Annotated in this window: 9 protein-coding genes; 2 read left to right on the plus strand and 7 right to left on the minus strand. The window is 46.7% G+C overall.

The window, feature by feature from the left end:
- Window positions 1-107 precede the first annotated feature (107 nt).
- Window positions 108-569, plus strand: coding sequence for a V4R domain-containing protein (locus tag AC0MA3_RS24340; protein WP_379163844.1), 462 nt, complete (start codon window positions 108-110; stop codon window positions 567-569).
- A gap of 36 nt (window positions 570-605) precedes the next feature.
- Window positions 606-947 (plus strand): cupin domain-containing protein, encoded by a 342-nt coding sequence (locus AC0MA3_RS24345; protein WP_474658122.1) that lies wholly within the window; start codon window positions 606-608, stop codon window positions 945-947.
- Between the two features lie 128 nt (window positions 948-1,075).
- On the opposite strand, the gene tuf is transcribed toward AC0MA3_RS24345, so the two are convergent.
- From tuf to rpoB, 7 genes are all read right to left on the minus strand, one after another.
- Window positions 1,076-2,266, minus strand: a complete 1,191-nt coding sequence (tuf, locus tag AC0MA3_RS24350) for an elongation factor Tu (protein ID WP_474658123.1) — start codon at window positions 2,264-2,266, stop codon at window positions 1,076-1,078.
- Window positions 2,267-2,374: 108 nt separating this feature from the next.
- Complete coding sequence (gene fusA / locus AC0MA3_RS24355; RefSeq protein WP_379163853.1) at window positions 2,375-4,453, minus strand: elongation factor G; 2,079 nt, start codon at window positions 4,451-4,453, stop codon at window positions 2,375-2,377.
- 48 nt (window positions 4,454-4,501) lie between these two features.
- Complete coding sequence (gene rpsG / locus AC0MA3_RS24360; protein ID WP_020427074.1) at window positions 4,502-4,972, minus strand: 30S ribosomal protein S7; 471 nt, start codon at window positions 4,970-4,972, stop codon at window positions 4,502-4,504.
- Between the two features lie 45 nt (window positions 4,973-5,017).
- Window positions 5,018-5,437 (minus strand): 30S ribosomal protein S12, encoded by a 420-nt coding sequence (gene rpsL / locus AC0MA3_RS24365; RefSeq protein WP_020427075.1) that lies wholly within the window; start codon window positions 5,435-5,437, stop codon window positions 5,018-5,020.
- Between the two features lie 132 nt (window positions 5,438-5,569).
- On the minus strand, window positions 5,570-5,821 hold the full coding sequence (locus tag AC0MA3_RS24370; RefSeq protein WP_020427076.1) for a ribosomal L7Ae/L30e/S12e/Gadd45 family protein: 252 nt from the start codon (window positions 5,819-5,821) through the stop codon (window positions 5,570-5,572).
- Window positions 5,822-6,004: 183 nt separating this feature from the next.
- Window positions 6,005-9,616: a DNA-directed RNA polymerase subunit beta' gene (rpoC, locus tag AC0MA3_RS24375; protein WP_379163858.1), complete on the minus strand. Its 3,612-nt coding sequence runs from the start codon at window positions 9,614-9,616 to the stop codon at window positions 6,005-6,007.
- Between the two features lie 109 nt (window positions 9,617-9,725).
- Window positions 9,726-13,271 carry a DNA-directed RNA polymerase subunit beta gene (gene rpoB, locus AC0MA3_RS24380; RefSeq protein ID WP_379163861.1) on the minus strand — a complete coding sequence of 1,182 codons (3,546 nt, stop codon included), beginning with the start codon at window positions 13,269-13,271 and terminating at the stop codon, window positions 9,726-9,728.
- Window positions 13,272-13,273: the final 2 nt, after the last annotated feature.

Below are 13,273 nucleotides of genomic sequence, written 5' to 3' on the forward strand. Positions count from 1 at the left end.
AGTCGAGTGACTACTCGCACAAAAACCAAAAAACTTGATCCACATCAAGGAAAGTTTCCTTTAAATACTACAAAATATAAATATAAAGAGTTATTAGCAAGAAGGAGATGAAATCAGTGAAGCTGCAATATACCTTTGAAGATATGAAGAAGATGGACCGCTCACAACTAGGAGATATGGTACCCTTGGAGTTATTCCGAACCATTCGCCTTATTGGTTTAAATCAAGGTTTACCGCTCGGCGGCAAGGGAACCACTCTTACAATAGGAAGGAAAATTGGTGAGAGTCTGCCAGCTACCTCCGTCGAGGATCTACTATTACTATTTGAAGCCCTTAAGATTGGTATTCCTCGGATAGTCCACTCTGATAAGCACAAAATAAACATAGCAGTCGAGGATTGCTTCTGCAAAGGTCTTCCCAACCTTGCCGAGGAGAAAATGATTTGTGATCTGGAAGGGGCCATTCTGGAAGGAGCTCTCACCAAAATATTGGGAAGAAAAGTTGCTGTAAAAGAAGTTAAATGTAACGCAACCGGTCATGAGCACTGTGAATATGAGGTTAAGCTGTAATTAGAGCAAATCAAATAATCGAAAGCAGGGAATAACATGGAGAAAAAAAACACAACAGAAGCAATACAGTATCAAGATGAGCGTTTTACCAAGAAAATACTTTTTCAAAAAGGAGAAAGCTTGGTCTTTATACTTAATTTTATGCCTGGTCAGCAGTTACCCGTGCATAAACATCCTGGATCCGATGTATATATTTTAGCTTTAAAAGGTGATGGGACCATTCAAGTGAATGATCTTGACTATCCCTTTAAGGAAGGCGAGACTTTGCATATAGCCGGTGATGAATCTTTCGCTTATAAAAACACCAGCGTCCAGCCCGCAAGCCTGCATGTAGTATTAAGCAAAATCCCTAATTCACAGTACTCCAAAGAGATATAGTATATTGCTCCAGCTCTACTTCCATATTTTCTTGGAAGTAGAGTTTTTTTGCGCAAAAAAGCAGGGACTCTTCGTTAGAAGAATCCCTGCTTTTGTAGTTCAGATCTATCCTAACGGATAGAGCCAAATTATTTTTGGATGGAAGCTACGGAACCGGCACCAACTGTACGTCCGCCTTCGCGAATGGAGAATTTAGTACCTTCTTCAATAGCGATTGGGGAAATCAGGGAAACAGTTACAGTGATGTTGTCACCAGGCATAACCATTTCAGTACCTTCTGGCAGGTTGATGATGCCAGTTACGTCAGTTGTACGGAAGTAGAACTGTGGACGGTAACCAGTGAAGAATGGTTTGTGACGTCCGCCTTCTTCTTTAGTCAGAACGTAGATCTGAGCAGTGAACTCAGTGTGTGGGTTAACGGAGTTCGGCTTAGCCAATACTTGGCCGCGCTCGATCATGTTACGGTCTACACCACGCAAGAGTGCACCGATGTTGTCGCCCGCTTGAGCGGAATCGAGCAATTTACGGAACATTTCAACGCCAGTAACAACGGATTTTTTCTTTTCTTCGTGGATACCAACGATTTCGATTTCTTCTCCGACTTTAACTGTTCCGCGTTCTACGCGACCAGTTGCCACAGTACCGCGGCCAGTGATGGAGAATACATCTTCGACAGGCATCAAGAAAGGCTTGTCAGTCTGACGTTCTGGAAGCGGGATGTACGTGTCGATCGTTTCGAACATTTCAACGATCTTCTGTGCATATTCGCCGTCAGGGTTCTGCAGAGCTTCACGAGCAGATCCACGGATGATTGGAGTATCATCACCTGGGAAGTCGTATTCGCTCAGCAAGTCGCGAACTTCCATTTCAACGAGTTCAAGCAACTCTTCGTCTTCAACCATGTCGCATTTGTTCAGGAATACGACGATGTAAGGAACACCTACTTGGCGGGACAGCAGGATGTGTTCACGAGTCTGTGGCATAGGGCCGTCAGCTGCGGATACAACCAGGATTGCTCCGTCCATTTGCGCTGCGCCAGTGATCATGTTTTTAACATAGTCGGCGTGTCCAGGGCAGTCTACGTGAGCGTAGTGACGGTTAGGAGTTTCATATTCAACGTGAGCTGTGGAAATAGTGATACCACGTTCGCGTTCTTCAGGAGCTTTGTCGATTTGGTCGAATGCTACAGCAGCGCCACCGTATTTTTTGGACAATACAGTAGTGATTGCAGCAGTCAGAGTCGTTTTACCATGGTCGACGTGACCAATGGTACCGATGTTAACGTGTGGTTTGTTACGTTCAAACTTTGCCTTTGCCATTTGAACAGTTCCTCCTTAATGTGGGGTTCCTTATATTTGAGCCGCCCGCTAACATGTAATTCTAGATGACTGAGTGTTGCTATCCGGACGGCAAGTTAAAAATGGATATTATTCTCCGCCTTTGTTCTTGGATACGATTTCTTCTGCAATGGATTTAGGTACTTCTTCATAGTGAGAAAGCTCCATTGAGAATACGCCGCGTCCTTGAGTACCGGAACGGAGGGTTGTGGAGTATCCGAACATTTCGGAAAGAGGCACCTTTGCACGAATAATTTGCGCTCCACCACGAGAATCCATACCTTCGATTCTACCGCGACGGGAGTTCAGCATACCCATAACATCACCCATATATTCCTCAGGGACAGTTACTTCCACTTTCATGATTGGCTCGAGCAGTACAGGTTTGCACTTCTCTTTAGCCGCTTTGAGTGCCATCGAACCGGCAATTTTGAACGCCATTTCGTTGGAGTCAACATCATGATAAGAACCATCTACGATGGTAGCCTTAACGTCTACAAGCGGGAAGCCTGCAAGAACGCCGTTTTTCATTTGCTCTTCAATACCGGCAAGTGCAGGAGCGATGTATTCTCTTGGAACAGAACCACCGACAACTTTACTTTCGAATTTGCTGCCAGTACCTGGCTCGAGAGGTTCAAATTCAACCCATACGTGACCATACTGACCGCGACCGCCGGACTGGCGAACGAATTTACCTTCGACACGTGCTGGCGCTTTGAACGTTTCGCGGTAAGCAACCTGTGGTTTACCCACATTGGTTTCTACTTTGAATTCGCGGCGCATACGGTCGATGATAATATCAAGGTGAAGCTCACCCATACCTGCCAGAATGGTTTGGCCTGTTTCTTCATCAGTATGTGCACGAAGAGTTGGATCCTCTTCAGTCAACTTACCGAGAGCAACGCCCAATTTATCCTGGTCAGCTTTGGTTTTTGGTTCAACTGCGATTTCGATAACCGGATCAGGGAAGTTCATCGACTCCAGGATTACCGGATGTTTCTCGTCACAGAGGGTATCGCCTGTACTTGTGTCTTTCAGACCAACAGCTGCCGCGATATCACCGGAATAAACGATGGAAATTTCTTGGCGGCTGTTCGCATGCATCTGCAGAATACGACCGATACGCTCACGTTTGTTCTTAGTAGCGTTCACTACATAAGAACCAGATTCCAGTACACCGGAGTATACACGGAAGAACGTAAGTTTACCAACATAAGGGTCTGTCATGATTTTAAATGCCAGTGCTGAGAATGGTTCTTCATCCGAAGAGTGGCGAACCGCTTCAGTACCGTCATCCAGATGACCTTGAATAGCAGGTACATCCAGAGGAGATGGCAAGTAATCAACAACAGCGTCCATCATCAGCTGAACACCTTTGTTACGGTAGGAGGATCCGACAATTACAGGGAAGATTTTAACGTCACAAACGCCTTTGCGCAATGCAGCCTTAATCTCATCAACCGTAATTTCTTCGCCTTCCAGGTACTTCATAGTCAGATCTTCGTCAAGTTCAGCAACCTTCTCGATCAGCTCGAGACGGAGTGTTTCAACTTGCTCCAGATAGTCAGAAGGAATCTCCGTAATTTCGATATTTTGACCAAGATCATCTTTGAAGATATGAGCTTTTTGCTCGACCAGGTCAATGATACCAGTGAAGTCGTTTTCGGCACCAATTGGCAGTTGAATTGCAACTGCATTGGCTTGCAAACGATCACGCATGCTTTCTACAACGTTAAGGAAGTCCGCACCGATGATATCCATTTTGTTGACATATGCGATACGGGGAACACCATAACGGTCAGCCTGTCTCCATACAGTTTCAGACTGAGGCTCAACGCCCTCTTTCGCACTGAAAACGCCTACTGCCCCATCCAATACACGAAGGGAACGTTCAACTTCAACCGTGAAGTCAACGTGTCCCGGAGTATCAATGATATTGATGCGGTGACCTTTCCATGCAGCAGTTGTAGCAGCGGAAGTAATTGTGATCCCGCGCTCCTGTTCCTGTTCCATCCAGTCCATTGTTGCAGCACCTTCGTGAACTTCACCGATTTTGTGCGTACGGCCTGTATAGAATAGAATCCGCTCAGTGGTAGTGGTCTTACCAGCATCAATATGTGCCATGATCCCGATATTACGTGTATTTTTCAAGGAGAACTCTCTTGCCATGAAATGGGTCTCCCTTCAAAATATAAGTTATTTGAACGGCTTTAGATCCTACCAGCGGTAGTGAGCAAACGCTTTGTTCGCTTCAGCCATTTTGTGCGTATCTTCGCGTTTCTTAACGGAAGCGCCTGTGTTGTTGGAAGCGTCGATGATCTCAGCCGCCAAACGCTCTTCCATAGTCTTCTCGCCGCGGTTACGTGAATAATTCACGAGCCAACGTAATCCCAGAGCAGTACGTCTCTCAGGTTTAACCTCGATAGGTACTTGGTAGTTAGCACCGCCGACACGACGAGCTTTCACTTCCAATACCGGCATGATATTCTTGATGGCTGCTTCGAAAACTTCCATCGGTTCTTTGCCAGTACGTTCTTGGATCAATTTAAACGAATTGTACAGAATGCTTTGAGCGACACCTCTTTTACCACCCAGCATAATACGGTTGATCAAACGAGTAACCAACTTGCTATTATACAATGGATCTGGCAATACATCTCTCTTAGTAACTGGACCTTTGCGTGGCATGGATATCCCCCTTTCTTAAATGTTTATTATTCAGGTGTTGCAATCTTATTTCTTAGCCTTAGGACGTTTCGCACCATACTTGGAGCGAGCCTGCATCCGGTTAGCTACGCCTGCAGTATCCAGAGCGCCACGTACGATGTGGTAACGAACTCCTGCAAGGTCCTTAACTTTACCTCCGCGCAGCAATACTACACTGTGCTCTTGAAGGTTATGTCCGATCCCCGGGATGTAAGCAGTCACCTCAAGACGATTCGTCAAGCGAACACGGGCATACTTACGAAGTGCGGAGTTTGGTTTACGTGGTGTCATTGTGCCTACACGAGTGCATACACCGCGTTTTTGCGGAGCGCTCAAGTTTGTAGCCTCACGCTTCAGGGCATTGAACCCTTTTTGAAGAGCGGGAGATTTGGACTTTTCGATTTTGGCTTGACGGCCTTTACGAACCAGTTGATTAATAGTTGGCATGTTGTGCCACCCCCTTCCTGAAATGATAATCCATTCACGAACTTTAAGTCCACAGACCCAGGCGGTTCATAAAAGGACAAATGAAAAGTCTTTGCTCCCGAAGTTCACCCCGGTACAAAAACAATTCCCTTGCTATTGTTTTAAGACGGCTGCCATAGCAGCACCAACTTCTATACCGCAGGCCTTGCCCAAATTCAGCATGGTGTCCACATAAGTGATCTTCACACCTTGTTTGTTGCAAAGCATTACAATTCTTGAAGTAAGCCGTTGATCTCCGTCCTCCGCCACATAGACTTCTGCAGCTTGGCCCAATTCAACCGCCTTAACGGTTTGTTTGGTACCGATCTTGACCTGAGCATCCTGCAGTCCCATATCATCAGTCATAATAAAAGATTACCTCCAATGATCAAGAATAACAAGGCTACTCACGCACCTTAGACATATTAGCATTATCATCTTCTGATGTCAAGAAATTCGGTAATAATTTTATTAATATTCACCGCAGACAGCCGCGTCACGATTTAAAAGAATCGTGACGCGGGTATACTGCCAGCGGTGATTATTTTGTTATTCAGCAGGAACCGTCTCTAAAGCTTCCAGCTTGCTTTCTTCATTCGGATCGCTAAGCGTGACATTGCGATAACGGTTCATACCCGTACCGGCAGGAATCAGCTTACCAATCAGAACGTTTTCTTTCAGGCCGAGAAGTTTATCCACTTTGCCTTTGATTGCAGCATCTGTCAGGACACGAGTGGTTTCCTGGAAAGAAGCCGCAGACAAGAAGGAGTCTGTTTCAAGCGAAGCTTTGGTGATACCCAGAAGCACCGGTTTGGCAACTGCAGGCTCTTTACCAGATAGAATGGCTTCCTTGTTGGCAGCCTCATACTCATGAATATCCGAGAAAGCACCTGGCAACAGATTCGTATCACCAGCTTCAATGATGCGGATCTTGCGCAGCATTTGCTTAATCATAACTTCAATGTGCTTATCATTAATTTCTACGCCCTGGTTACGATATACACGCTGTACTTCTTGCAGAATGTAGTTTTGTACCCCGCGAATCCCTTTGATGCGCAGCATTTCTTTCGGGTCGATCGAACCGTCTGTCAGTTCATCCCCAGCTTCGATCTCCTGGCCTTCACTAACACGCAGACGCGAGCCGTAGGTAATAGAATAGGTTTTGGATTCAGCTTCGCCTTGTACCTCGATTTCACGACGGTCCTTGGTTTCGCGGATTTCCTTAATTACCCCGTCAATTTCACTGATTGTCGCTTGACCTTTAGGGTTACGGGCTTCAAACAGCTCTTGAATACGAGGCAAACCTTGCGTGATGTCATCACCGGCTACACCACCGGTATGGAACGTACGCATGGTAAGCTGGGTTCCTGGCTCACCGATGGATTGAGCGGCGATGATACCTACAGCCTCACCAATATCCACGTGTTTGCCAGTTGCCAGATTGCGTCCGTAACATTTCTTGCAGACACCGTGACGAGCACGGCAGCTCAGTACGGAACGAATCTGCAGTTTGGTTACACCTGCGTTCACAATTTCCTCAGCCTTGTCGGAGTCAATCAGATCGTTACGGTTAACGATAATTTCCTTCGTCTCAGGATGACGAACGGTCTCGAAGGAGTAACGACCTTCAATACGGTCGTACAGATCCTCAATAACCTCTTTACCATCCTGAATCCGGCTGACAGTGAAGCCTTTGTCGGTTCCACAGTCTTCCTCACGAACAATAACATCCTGTGCCACGTCAACGAGACGACGGGTCAGGTAACCTGAGTCCGCTGTACGAAGCGCTGTATCGGCCAGACCTTTACGAGCTCCGTGGGTAGAGATAAAGTACTCGAGGACTGTAAGGCCTTCACGGAAGTTCGCCTTGATTGGCAATTCGAAAATCCGTCCTGAAGGTGTGGCCATCAGACCACGCATACCACCCAGCTGAGTGATCTGTGATTTGTTACCACGCGCCTTGGAGTCAACCATGAGCATGATGGAATTGAACCGGTCCATAGACTTAAGCAGGATATTCGTAAGATCATCCTTCGTCTTCGACCAGATTTCAATAACGCGGTCATACCGCTCATCATTGGTAATCAGACCACGACGGTATTGATTAGCAACCACATCAACCTTGGCTTCAGATTCCTTAAGAATGGTTACTTTTTCCTCAGGTACAATTACATCCGATACGGCTACTGTAACACCGGAACGAGTAGAGTACGTGAAGCCGAGTTGTTTGATTTTATCCAAAATCATGGAAGTCTTAGTTGTATGATAAATTTCAAAACAACGCGCAATAATCAGACCTAAATATTCCTTACCTACTGCACTGGCGTCCGGCAGATCCATGAGCAATTCGCGGATATCCGCACCTTTTTCATAAATGAAATATTTCTCCGGTGTACCTTGCAGCAGATTTGCTTTGGTTGCTTCGTTGATATACGGGAAACTGCTCGGATAGATTTCATTAAAGATAATCTTACCGACAGTTGTGATAAGCATTGCATTCTGCTGTGCTTCCGTAAAGCATGTTTTGCCGAGAGCTTTAGCAGGAATAGCTACGCGTGCATGCAGACCTGCAGTGCCACGCTGGTAAGCTGAAACAGCCTCATTCACAGTACGCAGAATCATGCCGCTTCCCTTTTCTTCCTTGTTATCCATGGTTAAATAGAAAGTACCAAGGACCATATCCTGGGAAGGTGTAACTACCGGTTTGCCATCCTTAGGGTTCAGAATGTTGCCGGATGCAAGCATCAAGATACGTGCTTCAGCCTGAGCCTCAGCTGACAGAGGAACGTGTACCGCCATTTGGTCACCGTCAAAGTCGGCATTGTAAGCCGTACATACCAGTGGGTGAAGACGGATAGCATGACCTTCTACCAGGATCGGTTCAAAGGCCTGAATCCCGAGTCTGTGAAGCGTAGGTGCGCGGTTCAAGAGAACCGGATGCTCCTTGATTACATCTTCAAGCACATCCCAAACCTCTGGGCTGACACGTTCTACCTTACGTTTTGCACTCTTGATGTTATGGGCAAGACCCTTGTTAACGAGTTCTTTCATTACAAACGGTTTGAACAATTCGAGTGCCATCTTTTTAGGCAGACCGCATTGGTACATTTTGAGATAAGGTCCTACTACGATAACGGAACGGCCGGAATAGTCAACACGTTTACCGAGCAAGTTCTGACGGAAACGTCCCTGTTTACCCTTCAGCATATGACTGAGCGATTTGAGCGGACGGTTACCAGGACCTGTTACAGGACGGCCACGACGCCCATTATCGATCAAGGCATCCACTGCCTCTTGAAGCATGCGCTTTTCATTTTGCACGATAATATCAGGTGCACCGAGGTCCAACAATCTTTTCAGACGATTGTTACGGTTAATCACACGACGATATAGATCATTAAGGTCAGATGTAGCAAAACGACCACCATCGAGTTGAACCATCGGACGAAGCTCAGGAGGAATAACCGGGAGAACATCCATGATCATCCAGTCTGGTTTGTTACCGGAGTTACGGAAAGCTTCGATGACTTCAAGGCGTTTGATCGCACGGTTGCGACGTTGACCTTGAGCAGTGCGCAGCTCTTCTTTGAGGAATTCCAGTTCTTTATCGATATCGATATCCTGAAGAAGCTTCTTAACCGCTTCAGCACCCATGCCGGCTTGGAATCCGTAACCGTATTTTTCACGATAGCTGCGGTATTCTTTCTCGGACAACAGTTGTTTCTTCTCCAGCGGTGTTTCACCTGGATCAGTTACAACATAAGATGCAAAGTAGATGATCTCTTCAAGCGATCTTGGAGACATATCAAGGGCCAGCCCCATGCGGCTAGGAATCCCTTTGAAATACCAGATATGAGAAACCGGAGCAGCCAATTCGATGTGACCCATACGTTCACGACGAACCTTGGCACGTGTAACTTCAACGCCGCAACGGTCGCACACAACACCTTTATAACGCACGCGTTTGTACTTACCGCAATGACATTCCCAGTCCTTTTGCGGTCCGAAAATGCGCTCGCAGAACAAGCCCTCTTTTTCCGGTTTCAAAGTACGATAGTTAATGGTTTCCGGTTTTTTTACTTCTCCGCGGGACCAAGAGCGAATTTTTTCCGGAGAAGCAAGCCCGATTTTCATAAATTCAAAACTGTTAATGTCCAACAAGGAGCAACCCTCCTTAATCTATATCTTGATTTATTACCGCATAGGCCCTCTCTTGACGGTTAGGTCAACAGAGGGCACGGTTCATTTCATGAAATTATCTTCTAGTGAACTATTCTATACCGACTTCTGCGCCTTCCAAGTTAAGGCTCAGCTTATCGCCTGACGTCTCGTCCTCATCGTCCAGTTCTTTCATCTCAATCTCCTGCTCATCGCCACTGAGGATCTTAACATCCATACCAAGCGACTGCAGTTCCTTGATCAATACTTTGAATGCTTCTGGAACACCAGGTTCAGGTAAGTTTTCACCTTTGACAATGGATTCGTACGTTTTCACACGTCCAACCACGTCATCGGATTTAACTGTCAGAATTTCTTGCAGTGTGTAAGCAGCGCCATAGGCTTCAAGCGCCCAAACTTCCATTTCCCCGAAACGTTGTCCACCAAACTGGGCTTTACCACCGAGTGGTTGCTGGGTAACAAGTGAGTAAGGACCTGTGGAGCGGGCATGAATCTTATCATCAACCATGTGCGCCAGCTTAATCATGTGCATAACACCGACAGTTACTTCACGTTCGAAGCGTTCACCTGTACGTCCATCGTATAGCACAGTTTTACCATTGCGCTGCATGCCAGCTTCTTCCATCGTATCGAAAACGTCATACTCGCGCGCCCCGTCAAATACCGGAGTGGCTACGTGAATACCCAAACGAAGTGCAGCCATACCAATATGAACTTCCAGCACCTGTCCGATGTTCATACGGGAAGGAACGCCCAGAGGGTTCAATACTACCTGTACAGGTGTACCATCCGGCAGGAAAGGCATATCTTCTTCAGGAAGAATACGGGCAACGACACCCTTGTTACCGTGACGTCCGGCCATTTTGTCACCCTCAGAGATTTTACGTTTCTGAGCAATGTAGACACGAACCAATTGATTCACACCCGGAGGCAGTTCATCACCATTCTCACGAGTAAAGACTTTGACGTCAACGATAATGCCATCACTACCATGAGGAACACGCAGTGAAGTATCGCGTACTTCCCGTGCCTTCTCACCAAAGATTGCATGGAGCAAGCGCTCTTCAGCAGTCAGTTCAGTTACACCCTTAGGAGTTACTTTGCCGACCAGGATGTCACCAGCATTGATCTCTGCACCAATACGGATAATACCGCGTTCGTCGAGGTTACGCAGTGCTTCTTCACCGACATTCGGAATATCACGCGTAATCTCTTCAGGTCCCAGCTTCGTGTCGCGCGCTTCGGATTCGTATTCTTCAATATGAATTGAAGTGTATACATCTTCCTTAACAAGCTTTTCGCTTAGCAGGATCGCATCCTCGTAGTTGTAACCTTCCCAAGTCATGAACGCAACCACTACGTTGCGTCCCAGGGCCAATTCACCCATTTCTGTGGAAGGACCATCTGCAAGAATATCACCCTTCTTCACAACGTCGCCTCTTTTAGCCAGCGGACGCTGATTTATGCAGGTACCTTGGTTCGAACGCATAAATTTGTGTAATTTATACTTAACGATATCACCTTTGACTTCTTTGCCTTCAATCATCTCAACCCGGCGCAGCCAGATTTCGTTGGCAGAAGAACGTTCAATAATACCGTCATATTTGGAGACAATACATACGCCAGAGTCCTTAGCGGATTTGTGCTCCATTCCAGTACCGACAAGCGGAGCCTTCGGAATCAGAAGCGGAACGGCTTGGCGCTGCATGTTGGATCCCATCAGTGCGCGGTTGGAGTCATCGTTCTCAAGGAACGGAATGAGTGCCGTAGCGACTGATACAACCTGTTTTGGCGATACATCCATGTAGTCAACACGGTTACTAGGCATAGTGGTGATGTTGTCTGAATCCTTGTTGTAACGAACGATAACCATATCTTCCTTAAAGGTTCCATCTTCATCAATCTGCACGTTCGCCTGAGCAACTACATAGTTATCTTCTTCATCGGCGGTCAAATAATCGATATGCTCGGTCACCTTGCCGGTTTTTGGATCCACCCAACGATATGGAGCTTCTATAAATCCGTATTCGTTGATGCGGGCAAAGGTAGACAAGGAGTTAATCAGACCAATGTTCGGACCTTCCGGCGTTTCAATTGGACACATACGACCGTAGTGACTGTGATGGACGTCGCGAACCTCAAAGCCCGCGCGTTCACGAGTCAGACCACCTGGCCCCAGTGCTGACAGACGACGTTTATGCGTAAGTTCTGCAAGCGGGTTCGTCTGGTCCATAAACTGTGACAATTGGGAGCTACCGAAGAACTCTTTAATGGACGCAATAACCGGACGAATATTGATCAGAGCCTGCGGAGTTATGGCATTCGCATCCTGAATCGACATTCTCTCACGAACTACACGTTCCATACGGGATAAACCGATACGGAATTGGTTCTGCAGAAGTTCACCTACGGAACGCAAACGACGGTTACCCAAATGGTCAATATCATCTGTATTGCCGATGCCGTGCAGCAAATTTATAAAGTAGCTGATCGAGGAGATAATATCAGCCTGTGTAATATGTTTAACGGATTTATCGATATTGCCGTTAGCAATCAGTTTGATAACCCGGCCTTCTTCAATCGGCGAGAATACATCGATCGTTTGCAGCGGGATATCTTCGCTGTCCACGACTCCACCAGTCACACGATAAGTTTTGGCAGCGACTTCCTTCTCGAAATAAGGAATCAACTCATCCAAAAGTCTGCGGTCAACCATTTGTCCGGATTCCGCCAGAATTTCTCCAGTGGATTCATCAACCAATGGCTGTGCCAGCCGCTGGTTAAACAAACGATTCTTAATGTGCAGCTTTTTATTGATCTTGTAACGACCGACATTAGCCAAATCATAGCGCTTTGGATCGAAGAAACGCGCGACCAAAAGACTTTTTGCGTTATCCAATGTCGGAGGCTCGCCCGGACGCAGACGCTCGTAGATTTCAATAAGCGCCTTCTCAGTCGAGTCGGTATTGTCTTTATCCAGCGTATTCCGAATATATTCATCATTTCCAAGCAGTTCCAGAATCTCGGCATCACTGCCGAAACCGAGAGCACGCAGAAGGACGGTAACAGGAATTTTACGTGTGCGATCGATACGAACATACATGATGTCCTTAGCGTCCGTCTCCAATTCCAGCCAGGCTCCACGGTTTGGAATTACTGTGGCGGTGTAGGTTTTTTTGCCGTTTTTATCCACTTTTGTGCTGAAATAGACGCTTGGAGAGCGAACCAACTGGCTGACAATAACCCGTTCCGCACCATTGATAATAAAAGTGCCGGTCTCCGTCATCAGCGGGAAATCTCCCATGAACACTTCCTGCTCTTTGACCTCACCGGTCTCCTTATTGATGAGCCGCACCTTCACACGCAGAGGAGCCGCATATGTTACGTCCCGCTCTTTAGCGTCGTCAACCGTATACTTCGGTTCGCCTAGGCTGTAATCAATGAACTCAAGCACCAAATTACCTGTGAAATCCTGGATTGGCGAGATGTCCTGGAACATTTCACGCAAACCTTCCTCCAAAAACCAATCATACGATTTTTGTTGGATCTCGATCAGGTTAGGGACCTCGAGTACCTCTTTAATTCTCGCATAGCTCCGCCGAGTGCGTCGACCATACTGAACAAGATGTCCTGCCAACT

The organism is Paenibacillus sp. LS-5 (assembly GCF_056121505.1).

What these genes read in the sequence shown, in the direction of transcription:
- AC0MA3_RS24340 (WP_379163844.1), top strand. Translation starts at nt 108, where the DNA reads ATGAAATCAGTGAAGCTGCAATATACCTTTGAAGATATGAAGAAGATG.
- rpsG (WP_020427074.1), bottom strand. Translation starts at nt 4,972, where the DNA reads ATGCCACGCAAAGGTCCAGTTACTAAGAGAGATGTATTGCCAGATCCA.
- AC0MA3_RS24370 (WP_020427076.1), bottom strand. Translation starts at nt 5,821, where the DNA reads ATGACTGATGATATGGGACTGCAGGATGCTCAGGTCAAGATCGGTACC.
- AC0MA3_RS24345 (WP_474658122.1), top strand. Translation starts at nt 606, where the DNA reads ATGGAGAAAAAAAACACAACAGAAGCAATACAGTATCAAGATGAGCGT.
- fusA (WP_379163853.1), bottom strand. Translation starts at nt 4,453, where the DNA reads ATGGCAAGAGAGTTCTCCTTGAAAAATACACGTAATATCGGGATCATG.
- rpsL (WP_020427075.1), bottom strand. Translation starts at nt 5,437, where the DNA reads ATGCCAACTATTAATCAACTGGTTCGTAAAGGCCGTCAAGCCAAAATC.
- tuf (WP_474658123.1), bottom strand. Translation starts at nt 2,266, where the DNA reads ATGGCAAAGGCAAAGTTTGAACGTAACAAACCACACGTTAACATCGGT.